The following is an 18556-nucleotide window of genomic DNA, read 5'->3' on the forward strand; positions in this document are numbered from 1 at the left end:
ATTCCTTTCCATTTCCGCTTACAGTGTTGTTAAGGTGCGGATCATCTCATCCACCGTAGTGGTTCCGTTCTCCACCAGCTTTGCGGCGTGCTCCGACATGGGCACATAGCCGCTCTCCTGCTTTGCTGTCTCCATAAACCTACGGCGGTCCGCTCCCTCCAGAATACAGCGGCGCAGGCCTTCCTGAATGGTCATGACCTCAAACACACCGATTCGTCCCCGGTAGCCGGAGCGGAAGCACTGGTCGCATCCGGCGCCCTGCCAGTATTTCTGGCCCGGAATATCCGGCAGCCCGGCCAGTTCCAGAGCCTTCTTCGGCGGCACGATCTCCTGCTTGCAGCTTGGACAAATGCGGCGCAGGAGGCGCTGGGAAATGACGCCACGCAGGCCTGCCGCGATCAGATACGGCGGCACACCCATGTCGCGCAGGCGGTCAATTGCGGAAATGGCATCTTCCGTATGCACCGTGGTGATGACGAGGTGTCCGGTCATAGCCGCGCGCATGGCGATCTCAGCGGTCTCGCCGTCACGGATCTCACCGACGCAGATGATATCCGGGTCCTGACGCAAGATGGAGCGCAGGCCGGAGGCAAAGGTCAGTCCGACCTTCTCATTGATCTGTACCTGGGTCGCCCCCTTGATGTGATACTCCACCGGATCCTCCAGTGTGATCAGGTTGGTGCGGTCGGAAAGAAGTTCGCGCACCAGGGTGTACATGGTGGAGGATTTACCAGAACCCGTCGGACCCACGATCATGATGACGCCGGAGGTCAATCCCAGCAGCTTGTCAATCTTCGCGTCCTCCAGTGGCGGAATGCCAATGCCGCGGCGGTTTAAGGATTCTTCGTTGCGGCGCAGGATTCGGATAACTACCTTCTCGCCGTAGATGGTCGGCAGTGTGGAGGTTCGCATATCCAGGTCGGTGCCCTTCATGGGAAGTACGGCACGGCCATCCTGGGGAATTCGTTTTTCCACGATATCCAGGCGGGACATAATTTTCAAACGGGAAATGACAGAGTCCTTCAGTTCTCCCGGAATAGTCATGATGCGGTGCAGCTGTCCGTCAATACGCATGCGGACCACCATTTCCTCCTCGTTCGGCTCAAAATGGATATCGGAGGCGTTCTCGGAGTAGGCACGCTCAATGATGGAATTGACCAGGCGCACCATCGGAGTGGCATTTTCCTGATTTTCCTGGGTTCTCGCCGCTTCCTGCTCCTGGGTGGCCGCACTCTCCGCGCGGATCTGGGCCATAGCCTGAGCTGCGCCCTCATTGCCGTAGAGGACGTTGATGGCACGCTTTACCGCCGGTTCCGAAGCGATCATCGGCACAATGCGCTTCCTGGAAGTACGCTGTGCCTCCTCAATGGCCATGAAGTTCAGCGGGTCTGCCATGGCCAGAAACAGCTGGTCTTTGGAGATGCGCACCGGAACTACGTTCATGCGTTTCGCCAGGTTCTTCGGCACATACTGGGACATCTCCGGCGCAATGTCGATCTTGGTTAAGTCAATGTAATCGATACCAAGCTGCATGCGCAGGGCGTCAATGAGCTGTCCCTCCGTAATGAAATTATGTTTGATCAGAATCGTTCCCAGACGCTCTTTCTCCTTGGACTGGAATTCCAGGGCTTCCTTTAACTGATCCTGTGTGATCAGCCCAAGCTCCAGAAGCATATCGCCTAATCGTTTTGTACGCATATGTTCTTCTCCTTCAAAAAATCCCGCTGCTGTCTGCAAAATGCGGTTGCAGCGGCAAGTCTGATATGAGCATAGCACATTTTTCCGGCTTTTTGAATCTTTTCCGGCAGAAAATGCGTGCAGAAAAACAGCGCGGCTGTTTTTCGCCGCGCTGTCTATTATCGTTTCTGTTCTGTTTTACACCGCTGCCTTAATCGCTGCCAGCAGCTCATCATAGGTCTCATACGCCGGGAGATCCGGGTTGTCGTTTTTGATCTGGTCGGTGCTCTTAAAGAGGAAGCCGGCCTTGCTGGCGCGGATCATGCCAAGGTCGTTGTAGCTGTCGCCGCTGGCAATGGTCTCAAAGCCGATGGACTGCAGCGCCTTGACGGTGCTGAGCTTGGACTGCTCAATGCGCATCTTAAATCCGGTGATCTCGCCGTCCTCCGCTACTTCCAGCTCGTTGCAGAAAATAGTCGGCCAGCCCAGCTTTTTCATAAGCGGCTTTGCGAACTGGGTGAAGGTGTCACTGATGATGATTACCTGTCCCAGCTCCCGAAGCTCGTCTAAGAACTCTCTTGCCCCCGGCATCGGGTCAATCTTCTCGATGGTCTCCTGGATCTCTTTTAATCCGAGTCCGTGCTCCTTTAAAATGCCAAGGCGCCATTTCATCAGCTTATCGTAGTCCGGCTCATCGCGGGTGGTGCGCTTTAACTCCGGGATGCCGCTGGCCTCCGCGAACGCGATCCAGATTTCCGGTACTAAAACTCCTTCCAGGTCCAAACAGGTAATAAACATCTTTTCATCCTCCAATTCATGTTTTCGTAATCCACCAGAACGCAGGAGTTTCCATGCTTTTTTAGTGGTGGAACAGGCGGATGCCGGTGAAGGCCATCGCCATGTTGTATTTGTTGCAGGTCTCGATCACGTTGTCATCGCGAACGGAACCGCCCGGCTGCGCAATGTATTTCACGCCGCTCTTATGTGCGCGCTCGATATTGTCACCGAACGGGAAGAAAGCGTCGGATCCCAGTGCCACATCGGTCATCTGATCCAGCCATGCACGCTTCTCCTCCTTGGTGAATACCGGCGGTTTTACCTTAAAGGTCTTCTCCCATACGCCATCTGCCAGCACATCCATGTACTCGTCGCCAATGTAAACGTCAATGGCGTTGTCGCGGTCCGCACGCTTGATACCGTCCACGAACTGCAGGTTCAGCACCTGCGGAGCCTGGCGTAAAAACCAGTTGTCTGCCTTCTGGCCTGCCAGTCTGGTGCAGTGTACGCGGGACTGCTGGCCTGCGCCGATGCCAATGGCCTGACCGTCCTTTGCATAGCAGACAGAGTTGGACTGGGTGTATTTTAAGGTGATGAGGGAGATCACCAGATCGATCTTTGCCTGATCCGGGATTTCCTTATTCTCGGTTACGACATTAGCCAGCATCTCTTTGTTGATATCCAGGTTGTTTCTGCCCTGCTCGAATACCACACCAAACACCTGCTTGCGCTCAATTGGCTCCGGCTCGTAATCCGGATTGATCTGGATCACACAGTAATTGCCTTTTTTCTTCTCTTTTAAGATTTCCAGTGCCTCCGGCTCATATCCCGGCGCAATGACACCGTCGGATACCTCACGCTTGATGAGCTTTGCGGTGGAAACATCACAGACATCGGACAGGGAAATAAAATCTCCGAAGGAGGACATACGGTCTGCGCCGCGGGCTCTCGCATAGGCGCTGGCCAGTGGGGAAAGTTCTCCCATATCGTCTACCCAGTAAATCTTTGCCAGAGTCTCGGAAAGCGGCAGACCCACTGCTGCCCCGGCCGGAGAAACGTGCTTAAAGGAAGCTGCTGCCGGAAGTCCTGTAGCTTTTTTTAATTCACGGACTAACTGCCAGCCATTGAAAGCATCTAAGAGGTTGATATAACCAGGTCTTCCGCTTAAAACCTGAAACGGAAGATCCTTGTCGTTGTGCATGAAAACTCTTGCCGGTTTCTGATTCGGGTTACAGCCATATTTTAATTCCATCTCGTTCATCTTCGTATCTCCCTTTCCCTTATTTGTTTTTATTCACGATCTTTGTCTCGTATGCGCCGGTTGCGATATCAATGTAGCGCACAAACAGAGAAACCTTGTTGTCCGGGTTTAAGCTGTTCCACAGCATGTCGGTGAATGCGTCCATGTCATCCAGAATGCCGACCAGCTTCGGCTCGCCCTCAAAGCTCGGGAGCGGATTGCCGTCGTGCATGTAGGTGTGGATGAAATGGCCCTCTCCAGCCACCGGATTCTCGTAAGCGAAGGTGTAGCGGTTGCAGGCATCCGGGTTGCCGTTGTTGCTCTTTAAGATGGACATGGCGTAGTTGTAACGTCCGTTTTCCATATGAAGAATGCCGGAAATACGAGGAGTGTAGTTCGGCGCGTCCGGCTCAAACTCACGGCTTCTGAGGGACTGCTCAAAGGTGAGCTGTTTGTCCATGCCCTCGTAGATGGTGTCGGTCTGATCGCCGTTGGTCACAATGGTCTTGTTACCAAGAACCCGGACCGGAGCGTAAATAATCAGGCTCGGATCGGTCAGCTTGCTCGGGTCAAAGGCCTGGGTGCGGATGCCCTCCCCATCTTCCACAAACACACGGTTGCGGCTGTTCTCGCTGCGTCCCATGATGAAGTAAGCAGTCACTGCTTTGGTTCCGTCCGGTGTTTTACCGATGACGATTCCTCTTCCCGGGTACGCGTTTGCCTGTAACTCTTCCTGCAGGGATAACTGTTTCATTGCTGATTCCTCCTATGAATAAACATTGATGGTTCTCACTGTTTCCATGTTTTGCAGTCTGAATGAGTCTAAAAAAGGCCGCCTGAGTACCACAAAAACATGGTGCCCAGGCGGCCGGCAATTCTTAACCTACGTGCTCCCCCGTGGTTCCCCACTTTTTCCGCCAGTCGCACGCTCTGTATACAGGATAGCGGATTCTGTCAGAAAATGCAAGTATTTTTTGCTGTACGTACTTTGTTTACGCATTGTTTCCGACTGACAAATTGCAGCTTGCGCCATGTTCAAACAACTGTTACTCGTTGCGGATTGCTGCCAGCGGACTTAACTTCATGGCACGCAGGGCCGGGAAGAATCCGGCGGCCATGCCGATGAACACGGCAAAGGCCAGGGAAGCTGCTGCCAGCCACAGCGGAATCCGGGAGATATTCCCGCTCATTCCGGTCATAGCCTGGCCGACATTCAGCAGGTGATTGATGGCAAAGGACACCCCTTCGCTGAAAAGCAGACCCATAACGCCGCCCATAAATCCGATAAAGCCGGATTCCAGCAGAAACATGTTGCGGATCACCTTCATGTCACAGCCCAGTACCTTGATGATGCCAATCTCCTTTGTGCGCTCGTAGATGGACATCATCATGGTGTTGGCAATGCCGATGGCGGCTACAAACAGGGATACCGCGCCAATGCCGCCAAGCACGGCCTGAATCATGTTGGACTGCTGTTCGGACTGCTTCATCCAGTCCGCGTTGCTGGAAGCCTGAAAGCCCATGTCGGTGAGTTTCTTCTGCACGGTCTCCACATGCTCCACATCATCTACGTTCACGATGCAGGAATTGTAAATGAGATACCGGTAGGGCTTTCCTTTTTTATTGGTCGGCTGGCCCGGAATCGCGCGCTTTTTGAAGATTTTCTTCAACTGGGTTTCCAGAAGGTCAAGTCTTGTATACACATTGTAGGCATAACTGTTGTAATCATCCACACCGCCTTCCACCACACCGTCTGCCTTGATCAGATACTTTTTCGGCGGTTTCGGGGCATCTTCTCCTCCGCCCTGGGACTGGTAATAAGTGTCCGTATCAAAAATGGCAAACATGGGCTTACCCATAAAATCCACATCTGGCAGCTGACCGGTCTCCCAGTAGGTATTGTTCCCTTTGGAATCCGTGAACCACTGGATCATGGCATTTCCGTAGATCAGTTTCAGTTCCTTATCCGATGGATCTGAAAGCTTTCCCTGTCCCAGTGGAATCTTTTTCAGGTATTCATAGGGTGCGCCATTTAACGTAACATTGCTGGAATATTTGCCCTGCTGCAGCAGCACATTCACCTGTAGCATCGGGTACACATCCGTTACATAAGGGAGGCGTTTCATCTGCTTTACCACATCTTCCGTCAGGTACAGGGGATCTTTGGAGCTGTCCCCGCTATAGGGATTTTCCACATTGATCTCGGTCAGGCTTCCGAAGGAGGAAATCAGTTCCCGGTTCATTTCACTGAGACCGATGCCGAGGGAAACCATGACCACGATGGATGCCGTGCCGATCACGACGCCAAGGACCGTCAGTGCGGTCCTCAGTTTTCTTCTGCTTAAATTTTTCAGGCTCATGGCCAGCAGATCCACAAATTTCATCGTCTATTTTTCCTCTTTATCATCCATCTCTTCGCTCACTTCGTCCTCAGTGGCCAGCAACGCAGCGTCTTTCTTTCGTTTTCTGTGTTTCATAAATATGGTTCCACCCACGGCTGCCCCAACGATCACAACTGCAGCCAGAATCACCTTTCCATATTTCTGCAGCGGTCCCGGCTCTTCCTGTGGCATTTCGTCATAGCCGCTCATGTCCATATCGTCCATGTCCGGAGCCGGTTCACTGACATAGAGCGTCAGCTCTTTTTCTACCTCCGACACCTCACCATTTTCATCTTCATAGGAAATGATAACCTTCACCTTGCCATCATCCGCAGTGGGTGCCGCACCGGTTACCATGCAGTCCACATTGCCGGTCTCTCCGGACTTGATATTGCCGACGTAGGTATCGGTTGTCTGGATGGAGTCTGCCTCAAAACGCGCCATCACGTTATACAGAGTCACCTTACCGGTGTTGTTGATGCCGAACATGACGTTAGACTCCTCGCCCACGTTAATGGAATCCGGCATCACCTCAAAGGTTCCGGTATTCAGGCGCGGAATCTGCTTCACCGGGATATCCACCGACATGCTATCCTCTGCGTTCTTAAACTCCGGGCTGTCGTAGTTTGCCTTGATGGTAATGCCGTAGGAGCGCTGGTCTACTCCGGGCCGGGAACTCATGCGGAAGCTCACCTGGGCGGTGGCACCCGCTCCCAGGGAACTGATGGCCGTGGAACTGGAACCGGATTCTGTGGTAAATACCGGACTGTCAGAAACCTTTTCCGACTCCATGGTCAGCAGAATATCGGAAGCAGACACACTGCTGGATGCGTTTTTCACCGTCAGAAGCAGATTGAAGCTTTCTCCTGCCACAATCGTCTCCGGATCCGTGGTATAACCGTCAATGATGAGACGGGCCTTGGTGCGGTCGTGCTCGTTGAACTCGTCGTAATCATCCTTGGTCGGCTTGCTTACAATATGTACAAAGAAGGAAGTCTCAAAGGTCTTTAACTCCTCGCCGGTGGAACTGTCCGAATAGTATATCTTCATGGCAATCGGGTAATACCCCGTGTAGGAGTCCTTGCGGATGGCGAAGCTGTAATCCAGCTGCACCGTCTCATCCACCGCGATCTTTTCAAACATCCGGTCGTAGTTGGCATCGTTGATCTCGAACGGGAACTTGGTGCTGTCTGCGTCCAGAACCATACTGGCCTTCACGTTGTACACCGTAGCCGGACTGTTGTTGCGCAGGCCGATGGAGAAATTCATCACTTCCGGGTAAGCGCCCCGGGGCGCGTCCTGGCCTTCGCCCAGAACAAAATCATAAGTCTTGTTGGTGTCGTCGTCATCGTCGTCTGTGGAGGTGGATTTGGTAATCCAGACGCGCAGATCCTCCTGCCCGATCCAGCCTCCGTCTTTGCTCATGACAACTACTGGAACTTTATAATAGCCCTCTGACAGATCCCGGCGCACCGTACCGGTCAGGGATACCTTTTTCTCTTTTCCATCAGAAATATTCCCGATTCCCTTTGGGTGGTCCGTATCGTTCAGCTTTCCGGTCACCTCAAATGGAAAGGAATAGCCATACTGGCGGTCTTCCTCGTCGTCATCCCAGATTTCGCCGCCGCTGGTGTCAAAGGCAATCTTTGCGTCTTTGATCTCACTTCCGCTGGTATTTTTGATCGTAAAGCTCAGCGTCATGGATTTTCCTGTTTTTCCGCGCTGAATCTTATCGGAATATACTGACACCTCCGACGCGTACGCCTGCACCGGCTCTGCCACCGGTACCGCGCCCGCAAACAGCATCACGGCCAGCGCAAAGGCCGCAAATCGCTTCCATCTCATTTTTTTCATGACTCTTCTCCTCTTTTCAAAGCATCGTTTCCTGCTTCTTCCGTTTCTTTTTTCTTTTCCTCGATTTTTAAAATCTTTCCGTCCACGATGTGGAACTGCCGGTCCGCAAACCCGGCAATGTAGTTATCATGGGTAACCATAACCAGGGTCTGCTGCTGTTCCCGCACAATGCGCTGCATGAGCTTTAGCACTTCCATGGTAGTTTTGGAGTCCAGGTTTCCCGTCGGCTCATCCGCGAAGATGATCTTGGGATTTACCACCAGTGCCCTTGCGATACCCACACGCTGCTGCTGGCCGCCGGACATGGCGTTGGCCATATGCTTCATCTGTTTTTCCAGACCAACCAGCTTTAAATATTCCTCCGCTTTCGCGTTGCGGATCTTCTTCGGCACACCGCGGAAGGAAAGAGGCAGTGCCACGTTCTCCACCGCATTTAGTGTTTTCAGCAGGTTATAGGACTGGAAGATAAAGCCCACGTTCTCCCGCCGAAACTGCACCAGCTGGTTCTCATCCATCCGCTCCATGTGCTTTCCGGCTATGATGATCTCGCCCTTTGTTGGCTTTTCCAGACCGGCCAGCATATTCAGAAGCGTGGACTTGCCGGAGCCGGACGGACCGACTATAGCACAAAACTCTCCCTTGTACATGGTGAAATCCACACCGTTTAAGGCATAGACCTTGTTTGTCCCCACCTGATAAATTTTATATAAGTTTTTCACCCGGATGACAGGTGTTTTCTTCTCTTCCATGAAATTGTTCTTCTCCCTTTGTCAGGCATTCCTGTCTGTTCATGCACATCATACCATGAACCTGTCATTTAAGATATCCGCTTTTTCTTAATCTTCCTTACAGATTCATTACGTGACCCCGGGAAAAAATTATCCAAAAAATAACCGTTAGATCCCGCTAATTTTTATGAAATATTTTCTAAAAAAGGGACTGGTAATCTAACATGTTTTCCGCTATAATGTCCTAAGACCTGCGGCCAGAAGTTTGGGCCGCCAGAGAAAAAGCAAAGGAGATACGTTATGAGACATTTGTTGAATCCGTTGGATTTTTCCGTTGAAGAGACCAACGAGTTACTGACACTGGCATCTGATATCGAACACAACCTCAAAAAATATGCTCACGTTTGTGATGGCAAAAAACTGGCTACTCTTTTCTATGAACCAAGTACAAGAACCCGTCTTAGCTTTGAATCCGCTATGTTAAGCTTAGGTGGTAGCGTACTTGGTTTTTCTTCGGCCAATTCCAGCTCCGCAGCAAAAGGTGAGAGTGTTGCAGATACCATCCGCATGATTTCCTGCTACGCAGATATCGCTGCTATGCGTCATCCGAAAGAGGGTTCCGCGCTGGTTGCTTCCATGCACTCCCAGATCCCGGTTATCAACGCAGGCGACGGCGGTCATCAGCATCCGACCCAGACCCTGACCGACTTAATGACCATCCGCTCCTTAAAGGGCCGCCTGGACAACTTAACCATCGGTCTTTGCGGTGACTTAAAATTCGGCCGTACCGTTCATTCCCTGATCAACGCTATGGTCCGCTATCCGAATGTCCGTTTCGTACTCATTTCCCCGGACGAGTTAAAGGTTCCGGAATATATCCGCGAAGATGTACTCCGCGCAAAGGGCATTGAGTTTAAGGAAGTTTCCAACCTGGATGCCGCTATCCCGGAGCTTGACATCCTCTACATGACCCGTGTTCAGAAAGAGCGTTTCTTCAACGAGGAGGATTACATCCGCTTAAAAGACAGCTACATTCTGGACAAAGCAAAAATGGACCTCGCCAAGGAAGATATGTACGTGCTGCATCCGCTCCCGCGTGTAAACGAAATCTCCACCGAGGTGGATGATGACCCGAGAGCTGCTTATTTCAGACAGGCTCAGTACGGTGTATATGTTCGTATGGCTCTGATCATGACTTTACTGGAGGTGGAAAAACCATGTTAAATATTAGTGGATTACAGGAAGGCGTTGTTCTGGATCACATTCAGGCTGGTAAGAGCCTTGACATTTACTATCACCTTGGTCTTGACCGTCTCACCGACTGTCAGGTAGCCATCATCAAGAACGCGCGAAGCAACAAGATGGGCCGCAAGGACATCATCAAAGTAGAGGGCCCGATCGATAACATCGACCTGGACGTTCTGGGCTACATCGACCACAACATCACGGTCAATGTCATCCGTGACAACAAGATTACCGAGAAGAAAGCGCTGAAGCTGCCGAAAAAGATCACCAACGTGATCCGCTGCAAGAATCCGCGCTGCATCACCTCCATCGAGCAGGAGCTGCCGCACATCTTCTATCTGGCAGATGAGAAGACCGAGACTTACCGCTGCATGTACTGCGAGGAGAAATACGGAAAGTCCAAATAAATTCATTTTTTGAAATGTAAAAGGAGCATGGTCTGAATCAACGAATGATGATTTGGGTCATGCTCCTTTTGTTTTACAGATACCGCAGAACCTTTCCCAGTTCCTCTACCGTTTCCGCAATATGTCCGGCACCGGCATTTTCCAGTTCTTCGCGGCTTCCGTAGCCGTAAAGGACACCGACGCTGTCCATATGGTTCTGCTTTGCGCCGTTCATGTCGTTTTCGCGGTCTCCGACCATAACAATCTCATCCGGATTGATAAGACCGCAGCTTTCCATAACGTAACGGATCACGTCTCCTTTGTGAACTCTGGTCTCATTCATGTCGGCACCGCCGATCATCTCAAAATACTCTGCCAGGCCGAAATGCTCCAGAATTTTCACGGAGTACTGCTCCGGCTTGGAGGTTGCCACATAGAGCTTATATCCGTCTTTTCTAAGACCGTCCAGAAGTTCCGGAATGCCCGGATAAACCGCATTCTCAAACATGCCCTTATCCTCAAAGTACTCCCGGTAGATGCCTACGGATGCTTTCGCCTTTTCCCGGTCAAATCCATAGTATTTCATAAAGCTTTCCACCAGCGGCGGGCCTACGAACACATTCAGACTGCTCTTATCTTCCACTTTGATTCCGTAACGTGCCAGTACATAAGCCACAGAATTGGTGATGCCCTCCGCGGAATCGGTGAGGGTTCCGTCCAAATCAAAAAACAGATATTTTTTCATTTCATGCTCCTTTTTATTGCAAATCATTGTTTCAGTATATCAGAAAAACACGCGTCTGCCTATTCCTGTTTTATAAGACAGCATTTCCCAGAAAACAGAAAAGCTGCCACAAGGGCAGCTTTTCCATATGTATTGCAATGTGTAATTGTTTACGCGATTAGATCTGCGGGCCTGCTGCAACCAGAGCCTTGCCTGCTGCGTTGCCTTCGTATTTTGCGAAGTTCTTGGTGAAACGCTGTGCCAGATCTTTTGCCTTGGTCTCCCACTCAGCAGCATCTGCGTAGGTATCTCTCGGATCGAGGATGCCGGTGTCTACGCCCGGAAGCTCGGTCGGGATCTCGAAGTTGAAGTACGGAAGCTGTTTGGTCGGTGCAGCGTTGATGGAACCGTTTAAGATTGCATCAATGATGCCACGGGTATCTTTGATGGAGATACGCTTGCCGGTGCCGTTCCATCCGGTGTTAACCAGATATGCTTTCGCACCGCTCTTCTCCATCTTCTTAACCAGCTCTTCTGCGTACTTGGTCGGATGCAGCTCCAGGAATGCCTGGCCGAAGCAAGCGGAGAAGGTCGGGGTCGGCTCGGTAATACCGCGCTCGGTACCTGCTAACTTAGCAGTGAAACCGGACAGGAAGTAGTACTGGGTCTGCTCCGGAGTCAGAATGGATACCGGCGGAAGTACGCCGAATGCATCTGCGGACAGGAAGATTACGTTCTTAGCTGCCGGTGCTGCGGAGATCGGGCGTACAATGTTCTTGATATGGTCGATCGGGTAAGATACACGGGTATTCTCGGTTACGCTCTTGTCTGCGAAATCAATCTTGCCCTCTGCGTCCAGGGTAACGTTCTCAAGCAGTGCGTTTCTCTTGATTGCGTTGTAGATATCCGGCTCGGAATCTTTGTCCAGGTTGATAACCTTTGCGTAGCAGCCGCCCTCGAAGTTGAATACGCCGTTGTCGTCCCAGCCGTGCTCGTCATCACCGATGAGGAGACGCTTCGGGTCGGTAGAAAGGGTGGTCTTGCCGGTACCGGACAGACCGAAGAAGATAGCGGTGTTCTCACCGTTTAAGTCAGTGTTAGCGGAGCAGTGCATGGAAGCGATGCCCTTTAACGGCAGGTAGTAGTTCATCATGGAGAACATACCCTTCTTCATCTCACCACCGTACCAGGTGTTGATGATAACCTGCTCACGGCTGGTAATGTTGAATACAACTGCGGTCTCGGAGTTTAAGCCAAGCTCTTTGTAGTTCTCTACTTTTGCCTTGGATGCGTTGTAAACAACGAAATCCGGCTTGAAGTCTTTCAGTTCTTCAGCGGTTGGCTTGATGAACATGTTGGTTACGAAATGTGCCTGCCATGCAACTTCCACGATGAAGCGGATAGCCATGCGGGTGTCTTTGTTTGCGCCGCAGAATGCATCTACTACGAACAGTCTCTTGTTGGAGAGCTCTTTCTTAGCGATCTCTTTTACTGCTTCCCATGCCTCTTTGCTTGCCGGATGGTTGTCGTTTTTGTACTCGTCGGAGGTCCACCAAACAGTGTCCTTGGAGTTCTCATCCATCACGATATATTTGTCTTTAGGTGAACGACCTGTATAGATACCGGTCATAACGTTGACAGCGCCAAGCTCGCTGACCTGTCCCTTCTCATATCCTTCCAGACTCTCTTTGGTCTCTTCCTCAAATAACATCTCATAAGAAGGATTGTAAACCACCTCAGTGGTTCCGGTAATACCATACTGACTTAAATCGATATTTGCCATCTTCATTCAACCTCTCTTTCACTTTACTCGATATAAATTTTTACCGAAATTCGCGTTTATTATCTCATTGTGTGAAGAAAAAGTCAATATTTGGAAATAAAAAATCCATAACAAAACACTCATATCACCCATAAGTTTTGGATTATGTATACAGTGTTTTTTTAAGTTTTCCCTTATGCACAAAAAGAGAATCCAAATGGACTCTCTTTTCGTTTTTCTGCCATACCAACAGTTTGTCTGACTTTTATCAGATTTTCTGCGTTTTTGATACGGCAGGCCTGTTTTTCCGGTTTCTTTATCGAAAGAACTCATGCTTTTCGTGCTGGAACAGGTAGGTGAGGTTACGGTCGAACCAGCTGACGTTGCTGGAACGGGACCGGATCCGGTTCATGAAGAACAGCGCGCCCTGGGAATAATCTTCCCCGGCAAGTGCCCGGTTTACGGCTTCCACCGTCTTCTCCGATACGCTGCAGCTGTTCAGCCGCCCGTCGCTGACCGGGGAAAACTGGGACCGCTGGTACACCACATCCGTGATGGTGGACGGAAATTCCGCGTCCCGCACCCGGTTTAAAATGACGTTGGCTACCAGGATTCTTCCCTGCATATCGCAGCCGCCTGCCTCGGCCTCCACAATGCGCTTTAAGACCTCATAGTCCTGATCGGAAAAAGAAATAACCGATGAGGCCCGGACTGCTTCCGCCGCTGCGTGGCGCCGCTCCTCTTCTGCTTTTCTCGCCGCTTCCTCTTCGGCCTGTCTGCGGCGTTCTTCCTCGACCCGCGCAATTTCCTGCTCGGTCTCTTCAATGACCGCCTTCTGTTCCTGACGTACCGCATTCTGTTCCTGTACATTTCTTGCTATTGTATCGCCCACAAGGAGCTGTCCGCTCCTCAAATTGTCAGGATCTGTAAGACGCAGTTGTATCTTTGCTTCCGTGAACTGTTGCGTTTCCCCAGATACTTCTTCTGCTGCCTCTTCCGGTGCTTCCGTTTCCGGAACCTCGCCATCGGAGGTCTCAGCGTACGCGGTCAGGGCATTGTGTCCGCCTGCCGCAAATCCGGCTGATGAAAAAGTCATAACAGCTACCACTGCAGTCCCGGTCATGAGAATGGCCGCGCTGCGGTATAAACGCCTGGTCATCTTTACCACCGGGGTGAAGATGTGTTTTACAAGCTGGCACACCGCCTGGAGAAATGAGCAAAATGGATACATATTGTGCTCCTTTCAATTATGTGATTCCCTAAATATGGCATTTTTCTGACTTAAAGTGGGAGTCAAGTCCTGAAATCACTCGTTTTTCTGTGTCAGGCGATATTATAGTGGGGGACAAGTGAAACTGTCAATAAGTTTTTCACACTTTTGTCATATCTGCCACCCGGAATTTTCAGGATTTTCGCCTTTTCTATAGCTTTGCACAAAGATGCACCGCCTAAACAGCCATTTTTTTGTTTCATATTTCTTCCGAAGTGTTAAGCAATTATTACATTTTTGTTAATTATACCGTCATAAAAAAAGAGTCGAACAAGGTCGGCTCTTTTTTATGTAAATCAGTCTTCTGTTTTCATCCTGCCTATTCGATGGTCAGGCTGGCATATTCTGCCTCGGTGTAGGCCTTTAAATCTTCCGGATTTAAGATGACCTGAGCGCCCCGGATGCCGGCGCTGACCGCAATTTCATCGAATAAAACGGCCGTTTCTTCTATATAAGTGGGGAACTTCTTCTTCATGCCGATGGGGGAGCAGCCACCGCGGATATATCCGGTGGTGGGGAGAAGCTCCTTCATGGGAAGCATCTCCACTTTCTTGTCTCCCACAGCGCGGGCGACCTTCTTTAAGTCCAGCTCTTCCGCTACCGGAATGCAGCAGACTAAAAAGCCGCGCTTCTCGCCCTTTAAGACCAGGGTTTTGAAGACGCTGTCCGGGTCCTCGCCAATCTGGTTGGCTACATGAATGCCAGAGAGGTCGTTCTCGTCCACTTCATACTCCTGGACGCGGTAGGAAATGCCCGCCGCATCCAGAAGACGCATCACATTTGTCTTTTCCTTTTTTTGCTGTTTCATTGTTTCTCCTGCAACGGGACAGCCGCAAGCCGTTTTCGGAATTTGCGGCAGTCTCTGATTATATCAATTTTCAGACCGGGCTTACGATCTTACCAGCCACAGCGCAGGCTGCGGCGGTTCTCGGGGAAGCTAGGTAAATTTCTACTTTGGAGGTTCCCATGCGGCCCAGGAAGTTGCGGTTGTTGGTGGCTACCACGCGCTCGCCGTCGCTTAAGATTCCACCGGTACGTCCACAGCAGAGTCCGCAGCCCGGGTGGGTTACGATGGCGCCTGCCTCTATTAAGGTCTTAATGGCACCGCAGGCTGCTGCCTCCTGGTATACCTTGCGGCTGGCCGGGGTGACAATGAGTTTCACATACGGAGCCACGCTCTTGCCCTTTAAGACTTCGGCTGCTGCCTGTAAGTCCTCCAGACGGCCGTTGGTACAGGAACCAATGAATACCTGATCAATGACCGTGCCTTCCAGCTCGCTGACGTTGCGAATCTTATCCACCTGGGACGGGCATGCCATAACCGGCACGAAGTCCTCTGCCTTGTAATGGAGTTCTTTTAAGTATACCGCGTCTGCGTCGCCCACCAGGCTCTTCTGGAAATCATCCAGCCTGATCTCGCAGTACTCTTCCGTCTTTTCATCCGGGGTAAAGAGCGCGCACTTGGCACCGGCCTCGATGGCCATGTTAGCCATGGTGGTGCGGCTGGCAATGCTCATGTTCTTCACGGCAGAGCCGGTAAACTCCAGGGCACGGTAGGTAGCGCCGTCCGCGCCAAGGTCACCGATGAGGCGCAGGATCACGTCTTTGGACATGACATTAGCCGGAAGCTCGCCGTCAATGACCACTTTGATGGTCTCCGGCACTTTCACCCAGAGGGTTCCGGTTCCGAGAATGGAGGCCATCTCGGTGTAACCAATTCCGGTGGAGAACGCGCCCACGCAGCCGTAGGTGGTGGTGTGGCTGTCGGTACCAAATACGACATGGCCCGGTTTTACATAGCCTGCCTCGGTCATAAGCTGATGGCAGATGCCGTCGCTCCGGTGAATGTTTTTGATGCTGTACCGCTCCACGAAGGCATCGCCCACACGGAAATGACGGGTGTCGTCCTGCTGGCTGGCCGGAACCAGATGGTCATAGATCAGAACCACCTTATCCGGATCCCATACCTTTGCAAAGCCCATCTCATGGAACTTGTCCACAATGAACGGAATCATGATATCGTCTAACATGACACGGTCTACGTTTACGGTCACGATATCGCCCGGCTTCACGTTCTTGCCGGTATTATGTGATAAAATCTTTTCGATGATTGTCTGTCCCATGGTAACCTCCTAATCTAATCCGTTGCGCTTGCGCATGGCTTTGACCAGGCCGCCGGCCTCGATGATCTCCATCAGGTTCTCCGGCAGGGAAGCGATCAGGTATTTCTTTCCGTTGTAGTCTACATCCTCGTTCACCGTCACGGTGATGGTATCACCCTCTTTTACCACGTCATGAAGCTCCGGCTGCTCCAGTAAAAGCAGTCCGTTGTTCAGCGCGTTGCGGTAGAAAATGCGGGCAAAGGATTTGGCAATAATGCAGGGGATGCCCAGCGCCTTGATGACCTCCGGTGCCTGCTCTCTGGAAGAGCCGCAGCCGAAGTTCTTGCCTGCTACAATGATATCTCCCGGCTGAATCTGGCCCGCAAGCTCCGGGCGCAGCGGGAAGAAGCCGTACTGTTTCATATCTTCAATGGTCTTTAAGGCCAGGTACTCGGTGGGAATGATGATATCGGTGTCGATGTCATCGCCCAGAACCCAGACCTTTCCGGTATACTGTGCCATAATGATAACCTCGTATTTCCTAATATAATATATTTTTCCTACAGCATGTCTGCGGTGCAGATCTCACCCTTTACGGCGGAGGCCGCTACGGTTGCCGCGGAGCCTAAGTAAACCTTGGAGCTCGGATGTCCGGCACGTCCCTTAAAGTTTCTTGTACCGGTGCTGATGAGCACCTCATTCTCGCCAATGACGCCCTGGCAGCTGCCCCAGCAGACGCTGCAGTTCGGGTTCATGACAATGGCGCCGCTCTCCATGAAAATCTGGATGAGGCCTTCGTCCAGTGCCTGTAAGTAAACCTCGCGGCTGGCCGGAACCACCAGGAAACGCACATGGTCAGAAATCTTCTTTCCTTTTACAATGGCTGCGCCCACACGCAGGTCGTCAATACGGCCGTTGTTGCAGGAGCCAAGGAATGCCTCGTCGATGCGGACACCACAGACCTCCTTAGCCGGAACTACATCATCTACAAAATCCGGGCGTGCTGCCACCGGCTGGATCTTGGATAAGTCAAAGGTGTACTCTCTTGCGTAAACTGCGTCGGCATCACTCTTGAATACCGCCTTCGGCTCACGGCCTCTTGCCTTTAAGTATTCCAGCGCGATCTCATCTGCCTCAAAGATAGCGGTCTTGGCGCCTGCCTCTACCGCCAGATTGCACAGAACCATACGGTCATTGACGCTTAAGGTTTTTGCTCCGTCACCAGTGAACTCCATGACCTGATAATTCACACCGTTGGCACCAATCTGGCCGATGATGGTGAGCATTAAGTCTCTCGGATATACGCCCTCCGGCAGCTTGCCGGTCAGGTTGAATTTTACGGTCTCCGGAACTAATACCCAGGAGGTTCCGGTTACCATGCCGTAGAGCAGGTCGGTACAGCCGACGCCGGTACCGAAGGCGCCCAGCGCGCCGTAGGTGCAGGTATGGCTGTCCGCGCCAAAGATCAGTTCGCCCGGGCAGACATAGTTTTCCATCATGATCTGATGGCACACGCCTTTGCCTTCCCAGAAATCGATGTTATTTTCTCTTGCGAAGTCGCGCATCTTCTTCTGGGACGCAGCAGTCTTCGGGCTGTCCGCCGGTACGTTGTGATCCACGATGAAGACCATCTTCTTCGGATCTGCAATGTGCGGATGCTTTAATTTGTTGTTGTACATGTCGACGGTCAGATGGGTGGTTCCGTCGTTGCTCATCATGCGGTCTAAGGTTACGGTATGGATATCTCCTGCCTTTACCTCCGGCACACCGGCTGCAAGGGCAATGATCTTTTCAGCGATTGTCATTCCCATGATTATGCTTCCTCCTTGTTCAGTGATGCGATGAGTCCGCCCTGGCTTAAGATCTGCTGCATGTAAGCCGGCAGCCTGGTGCAGGAATAGGTCTTTCCGTTTGCCTTTGCAACACCCTCGGTAAGGGAGAGGTCCATCTCATCTCCGGTGTTGACTGCGTCCGGCAGGTCCTTGCAGACAATAACCGGAAGGCCGATGTTGATGGCATTGCGGTAAAAGATGCGGGCAAAGGATTTGGCAACCACAGCCTGAACGCCCAGTGCCTTTAAGACGCTCGGCGCCTGCTCTCTGGAAGATCCGCAGCCGAAGTTTTCGCCGCCTACAACATAATCACCCGGTTTTACTTTTTTCGGGAAATCCGGGTCCAAAGACTCAAATGTATGGTCCTTCATCTCATCGATGGTAGGAAGTAACAGATACTGGGATGCGATAATCTGATCCGTATCCAGGTCATTGTGAAATTTGAAAATTTTTCCGACTGACATAATGTCCTCCTGACAATTCTTTTTCTTGCCGCATGCGGTCATGACTGCTTTCCAGTTTTCGCATGCTGCCATTTTTTGTCGCTTATTGAATTATATCATCACTACTGGTATAAT

General features: G+C 51.5%; 18 protein-coding genes and 1 riboswitch. Of the genes, 2 read left to right on the plus strand and 16 right to left on the minus strand.

Annotated elements, in window-relative coordinates; all coding sequences use genetic code 11:
• Positions 1–18: 18 nt before the first annotated feature.
• The 7 genes from WMO41_RS06415 to WMO41_RS06445 all read right to left on the minus strand — a co-directional run bounded on the left by WMO41_RS06415 (position 19) and on the right by WMO41_RS06445 (position 8678).
• Positions 19–1698, minus strand: coding sequence for a GspE/PulE family protein (locus WMO41_RS06415; protein ID WP_349229030.1), 1680 nt, complete (start codon positions 1696–1698; stop codon positions 19–21).
• A 177-nt stretch (positions 1699–1875) separates the two neighbouring features.
• Complete coding sequence (gene thrH, locus WMO41_RS06420; RefSeq protein WP_349229031.1) at positions 1876–2475, minus strand: bifunctional phosphoserine phosphatase/homoserine phosphotransferase ThrH; 600 nt, start codon at positions 2473–2475, stop codon at positions 1876–1878.
• A 61-nt stretch (positions 2476–2536) separates the two neighbouring features.
• Positions 2537–3715, minus strand: a complete 1179-nt coding sequence (locus tag WMO41_RS06425) for a phosphoribosylaminoimidazolecarboxamide formyltransferase (protein WP_349229032.1) — start codon at positions 3713–3715, stop codon at positions 2537–2539.
• A 19-nt stretch (positions 3716–3734) separates the two neighbouring features.
• Positions 3735–4448, minus strand: a complete 714-nt coding sequence (locus tag WMO41_RS06430; protein WP_177292401.1) for an IMP cyclohydrolase — start codon at positions 4446–4448, stop codon at positions 3735–3737.
• 97 nt (positions 4449–4545) lie between these two features.
• Positions 4546–4629, minus strand: a riboswitch (ZMP/ZTP riboswitch).
• A gap of 111 nt (positions 4630–4740) precedes the next feature.
• Complete coding sequence (locus tag WMO41_RS06435; protein WP_349229033.1) at positions 4741–6078, minus strand: ABC transporter permease; 1338 nt, start codon at positions 6076–6078, stop codon at positions 4741–4743.
• Positions 6079–6081: 3 nt separating this feature from the next.
• Positions 6082–7929: a COG1361 S-layer family protein gene (locus WMO41_RS06440; RefSeq protein ID WP_349229034.1), complete on the minus strand. Its 1848-nt coding sequence runs from the start codon at positions 7927–7929 to the stop codon at positions 6082–6084.
• Positions 7926–8678: an ABC transporter ATP-binding protein gene (locus WMO41_RS06445; protein ID WP_349229035.1), complete on the minus strand. Its 753-nt coding sequence runs from the start codon at positions 8676–8678 to the stop codon at positions 7926–7928. Before WMO41_RS06445 ends, WMO41_RS06440 begins: the two co-directional genes overlap by 4 nt.
• A 279-nt stretch (positions 8679–8957) precedes the next feature.
• Between WMO41_RS06445 and pyrB the strand changes: the two genes are divergently transcribed.
• A complete protein-coding gene (gene pyrB / locus WMO41_RS06450) occupies positions 8958–9881 on the plus strand; it encodes an aspartate carbamoyltransferase (RefSeq protein WP_349229036.1) in 924 nt (307 codons plus the stop codon).
• Positions 9875–10309 (plus strand): aspartate carbamoyltransferase regulatory subunit, encoded by a 435-nt coding sequence (locus WMO41_RS06455; protein ID WP_118733166.1) that lies wholly within the window; start codon positions 9875–9877, stop codon positions 10307–10309. Before pyrB ends, WMO41_RS06455 begins: the two co-directional genes overlap by 7 nt.
• Positions 10310–10382: 73 nt before the next feature.
• Here the strand turns inward: WMO41_RS06455 and WMO41_RS06460 are convergent, their stop codons facing one another.
• The 9 genes from WMO41_RS06460 to WMO41_RS06500 form a co-directional block, all read right to left on the minus strand.
• Positions 10383–11033: an HAD family hydrolase gene (locus tag WMO41_RS06460; RefSeq protein ID WP_349229037.1), complete on the minus strand. Its 651-nt coding sequence runs from the start codon at positions 11031–11033 to the stop codon at positions 10383–10385.
• Between the two features lie 157 nt (positions 11034–11190).
• A complete protein-coding gene (pckA, locus tag WMO41_RS06465; protein WP_349229096.1) occupies positions 11191–12795 on the minus strand; it encodes a phosphoenolpyruvate carboxykinase (ATP) in 1605 nt (534 codons plus the stop codon).
• A gap of 295 nt (positions 12796–13090) precedes the next feature.
• The gene (locus WMO41_RS06470; protein WP_349229038.1) at positions 13091–14005 is read right to left on the minus strand and encodes a cell wall hydrolase; all 915 of its coding nucleotides are present in this window, start codon (positions 14003–14005) and stop codon (positions 13091–13093) included.
• Positions 14006–14097: 92 nt separating this feature from the next.
• Positions 14098–14247, minus strand: a complete 150-nt coding sequence (locus WMO41_RS06475) for a hypothetical protein (protein WP_349229039.1) — start codon at positions 14245–14247, stop codon at positions 14098–14100.
• 116 nt (positions 14248–14363) lie between these two features.
• Complete coding sequence (gene ybaK, locus WMO41_RS06480; protein WP_349229040.1) at positions 14364–14852, minus strand: Cys-tRNA(Pro) deacylase; 489 nt, start codon at positions 14850–14852, stop codon at positions 14364–14366.
• A 70-nt stretch (positions 14853–14922) separates the two neighbouring features.
• On the minus strand, positions 14923–16167 hold the full coding sequence (locus WMO41_RS06485; RefSeq protein WP_349229041.1) for a 3-isopropylmalate dehydratase large subunit: 1245 nt from the start codon (positions 16165–16167) through the stop codon (positions 14923–14925).
• A 9-nt stretch (positions 16168–16176) separates the two neighbouring features.
• A complete protein-coding gene (locus WMO41_RS06490) occupies positions 16177–16668 on the minus strand; it encodes a LeuD/DmdB family oxidoreductase small subunit (RefSeq protein WP_349229042.1) in 492 nt (163 codons plus the stop codon).
• Between the two features lie 38 nt (positions 16669–16706).
• Positions 16707–17957 carry a 3-isopropylmalate dehydratase large subunit gene (locus WMO41_RS06495; protein WP_349229043.1) on the minus strand — a complete coding sequence of 417 codons (1251 nt, stop codon included), beginning with the start codon at positions 17955–17957 and terminating at the stop codon, positions 16707–16709.
• A 2-nt stretch (positions 17958–17959) separates the two neighbouring features.
• Positions 17960–18442 (minus strand): LeuD/DmdB family oxidoreductase small subunit, encoded by a 483-nt coding sequence (locus tag WMO41_RS06500; RefSeq protein WP_349229044.1) that lies wholly within the window; start codon positions 18440–18442, stop codon positions 17960–17962.
• Positions 18443–18556: the final 114 nt, after the last annotated feature.

Source organism: Ventrimonas faecis (assembly GCF_040096075.1).
Taxonomy (GTDB): domain Bacteria; phylum Bacillota; class Clostridia; order Lachnospirales; family Lachnospiraceae; genus Brotaphodocola; species Brotaphodocola faecis.